The organism is Peribacillus sp. NPDC060253, from assembly GCF_042727425.1.
In the GTDB taxonomy this organism is placed as follows: domain Bacteria; phylum Bacillota; class Bacilli; order Bacillales; family DSM-1321; genus Peribacillus.
The window spans coordinates 1-3604 of sequence record NZ_JBHXAS010000224.1; the positions used below are offsets into that span (position 1 = coordinate 1).

Genomic DNA, 3604 nt, shown 5'->3' on the forward strand with positions numbered 1-3604 from the left:
TTAGGATATAAAACTCCACAAGCCATTGAAGATCAAATTACAAAAACAGCTTAAGATTTAACTTTTTTGTGTCCAAAATATTGACTCAAATCCAATAGAAAAAGCTCGTTTTGATCAAACTCTAATCAAAACGAGTATTTTTGTTTGCAGCTAAATCAGCGTTTACGGAAATTTTTTAAACAAACTTTATTCCAAACCAACACCCATACTATAACCAATCAATTGCCTGATAAGCTTCGTGAGAAATTTTCAAAAGGAATGCTTTTGAATCTCTTATACTTCAATAGTAATGAACTTATCTGTAAAAGGCCTGAAAGGATACCTTAGGCAGCCAGTCATTATTAAACCTTGAAACCTGGGCATTGGTTATCCTTTTGCGATAATGATTGTTAAGAAAAGAATCCGTTTTAATTATTTTTTTCAAAAAGGATTCTTAGTATTGGCTATCAAAGGATGTATTTGTATTTTTAGCTACAACTTTGTTAAGGTTAGTAGCATGTATCTGAATTAAAAAGATAGAAAAAGAATTCAATTACCAGTACTGGGGGAATGTGTATTCAAATCGTAATCATTCCAATTTACAAATCGTAATAATTACGATATACTACAAATGCTAAAAAAGAGTGAATATATATCGGAGGGTAATTTTATGAAAAAGTTTAACAGAATGGTAGCTCCTGTATTTGCAATCCCACTTATGCTTGTCGGATGTCAACAAGGGGATGGTAATGAGAGGGCGGAAAATCAAATAAAGAAGGATACTGATAAGATTCAAATAGTCACTACTTTTTATCCAATGTATGAGTTTACAAAAAATGTTGTTGGCGATCTCGCTGAGGTAGAATTATTAATTCCTTCTTCCATAGAGCCTCATGATTGGGAACCTTCACCAAAGGATGTAGGTAATATACAAAATGCAGACTTATTCGTCTATGACAGTGAGTATATGGAGACATGGGTGCCTGATATCGAAGAGAGTTTAGATTCTAAAAAGTCTACTTTTGTTAAAGCGAGCGAAGGAATCACTCTAATGGAAGGTGAAGAGCATGAACATGCAGAGGAAGAAGAGCAAGCACATAGTCATGAAAAGGATCCACACGTTTGGTTAAGCCCTGCACTTGCACAAAAAGAAGTTGAGAATATTAAGGATGCATTAATAAAGGTTGATCCAAATCATAAGGAAGAGTATGAAAAAAATAGTGTGGCTTATATAGAAGAACTAAAGGACCTAGATAAAGAATTTAGATCTACACTTGCAGATGTTTCAAGTAAAGAAATTATTACTCAACATGCAGCTTTTGGATACTTAGCAAATGAATATGGTCTTAAACAAGTAGCAATTGCCGGCTTGTCTACTGAAAACGAACCAAGTCCTGCTAAGCTTTCAGAATTGAAGAATTTTGCATTAGACCATAATATAAAAACTATTTTCTTTGAAGAAGTAGCATCCCCAAAAGTAGCAAAAACTCTAGCAGATGAAATAGGGGCGGAAACTCAAGTACTTAATACCTTGGAAGGATTAAGTGAAGAAAATCAAAAAAAAGGCGCTGATTATATTCAAGTAATGCAAGATAATTTAGGTAAACTAAAGGGTGCATTAAGTAAATAGTTAATGAAATAAAAGCGTGATACATGACATAGTCACTCTTTTTATTTTTTTGTAAAACTGAAAAGGAGTGACATGATTGAAACTTGTAGAAGTAAAAGCAATTAAATTTGGGTATGGCCATTCTCCAGCACTAGACGATATTTCCTTTCAAATAAATAGTAGTGAATTCATTGGGGTTACAGGACCTAACGGTGCCTCTAAATCAACTCTGTTGCGATTGTTGCTAGGCTTATTAAAGCCTTGGAGCGGAGAGATAAAAATAAGTAAAAGTAATGAAAAAGGACTACCGTTAAAAATTGGATATGTACCTCAACAAATAGCTTCATTTAATGTTGGTTTTCCAAGTACTGTTATAGAGTTGGTCCGTTCCGGGAGATTTCGTAAAGGAAAATGGTTTGCTAGATTGACTGCTCTTGACGAGAAGGTTGTTCAAAATGCTTTGGAAATGGTTGGGATGTGGGAATTTAGGAATCATAAAATCGGGGCATTATCTGGTGGTCAAAAACAAAAAATCTGTATAGCACGTGCTTTAGCAGCTGAACCAGACTTTCTTGTACTTGATGAACCAACAACCGGGATGGATTTTGAAAGTAGAAAAAATTTTTATGAATTTATGAACCATCGAGTTAAGGAGCACAACTGTACGGTCTTGATGGTAACCCATGATCAAGAAGATGTAAAACCTTTTCTTGATAAAATCATTCATCTTGAGAAGGGAGAACGAGATACATGGAAATGTTTGACCTTGAATTCATGCGAAGGGCATTTTGGGCAGGAGGATTAATTGCCATCATTGCCCCAATATTGGGAGTCTTTCTCGTATTAAGGAGACAAGCGTTAATGGCTGATACCCTCTCACACATTTCCCTAGCTGGAGTAGCTGTCGGTTATTTCATTCATACTGATTTAACGCTTTCAAGCTTTCTTGTTGTTATCATTGGTGCCGTTGCAGTAGAGTATATGCGCAGAGCTTACCATTCTTATTCTGAGGTTTCCATTGCCATATTAATGGCTGCTGGTTTATCTCTTGCCCTCTTTTTAATGAGTATTAGTGCTGGTGGCATGACAACTAATGTGGAACAATATTTATTTGGTTCCATTGTAACTATTAGTAATCGGCAATTATATATCATGCTGATTATAACCTTAATAGTTCTCCTGTATTTTTGGATATTAAAAAGACCGCTATTTTTGTTAACATTTGATGAAGATACTGCATTTGCTAGTGGGATTAATACACATATTCTGTCACTCTCATTCAGTATTTTAACTGGTCTTGTAATAGCGGTCATTATCCCTACAATTGGTGTACTGTTAGTATCAGCCCTGCTTGTCTTACCAGCTGCCTTTTCAATAAGGATAGCAAAAGGTTTCAAATGGGTAATTATTACCGCGATAATTACTGCTTTTTTCGGCATCATCACCGGTTTAAGTACTTCCTATTATTTAGGAACTCCTCCAGGAGCAACTATTACGTTGCTTCTTGTTGTCATCTTATTACTGGGATTTGCTTTTCAAAAGATTTACTTTTTAAAAAGAAAAGGTCATTGATATGTACTAAAAAGTTTTTTTGTTAACTTAGGGAAACCGTAAATCTTTCTGAGAGAAGAAGTGCCAATAATCATCTTACAGTGATAAAATGCGCACCTTCTCTCTAGAAAAATGAATAATTTTATTTATTCACATTCCAATATTTTAAATCATTTCATTATCTATTGTATTTGTCAGCAGTATCGTGTACATCGAAATTAACTATTTTTTAGGCACTCATTAAAGAGTTTATGAAAAAAATAATGAAATATACTTTTTTGATTTTCTAATGAAAATATGATTTAATTTTAATGTAAATCGAAATGATTACGATTTTAGGTGAATATAAAATGATAGATTATTTAAGACAGATGTTTGGGGGGATTATTCCATTAGGAAAGGAGTTTATAATGATGAACTTACAATATGAAATAAATTCTGTTTTAACTAGAACGGGTTATAAGC

General features: G+C 33.8%; 3 protein-coding genes. All 3 read left to right on the top strand.

Annotation, left to right across the window (positions count from 1 at the left end):
* Positions 1-649: 649 nt before the first annotated feature.
* The 3 genes from ACFWE9_RS26300 (at position 650) to ACFWE9_RS26310 (ending at position 3160) form a co-directional block, all read left to right on the top strand.
* Positions 650-1609, top strand: a complete 960-nt coding sequence (locus tag ACFWE9_RS26300) for a metal ABC transporter substrate-binding protein (RefSeq protein WP_230160215.1) — start codon at positions 650-652, stop codon at positions 1607-1609.
* 76 nt (positions 1610-1685) lie between these two features.
* Complete coding sequence (locus ACFWE9_RS26305) at positions 1686-2393, top strand: metal ABC transporter ATP-binding protein (protein ID WP_230160217.1); 708 nt, start codon at positions 1686-1688, stop codon at positions 2391-2393.
* Positions 2339-3160, top strand: coding sequence for a metal ABC transporter permease (locus ACFWE9_RS26310; RefSeq protein ID WP_230160219.1), 822 nt, complete (start codon positions 2339-2341; stop codon positions 3158-3160). The genes ACFWE9_RS26305 and ACFWE9_RS26310 overlap by 55 nt, the downstream gene beginning before the upstream one ends.
* Positions 3161-3604: the final 444 nt, after the last annotated feature.

What these genes read in the sequence shown, in the direction of transcription:
- ACFWE9_RS26310 (WP_230160219.1), top strand. Translation starts at nt 2,339, where the DNA reads ATGGAAATGTTTGACCTTGAATTCATGCGAAGGGCATTTTGGGCAGGA.
- ACFWE9_RS26300 (WP_230160215.1), top strand. Translation starts at nt 650, where the DNA reads ATGAAAAAGTTTAACAGAATGGTAGCTCCTGTATTTGCAATCCCACTT.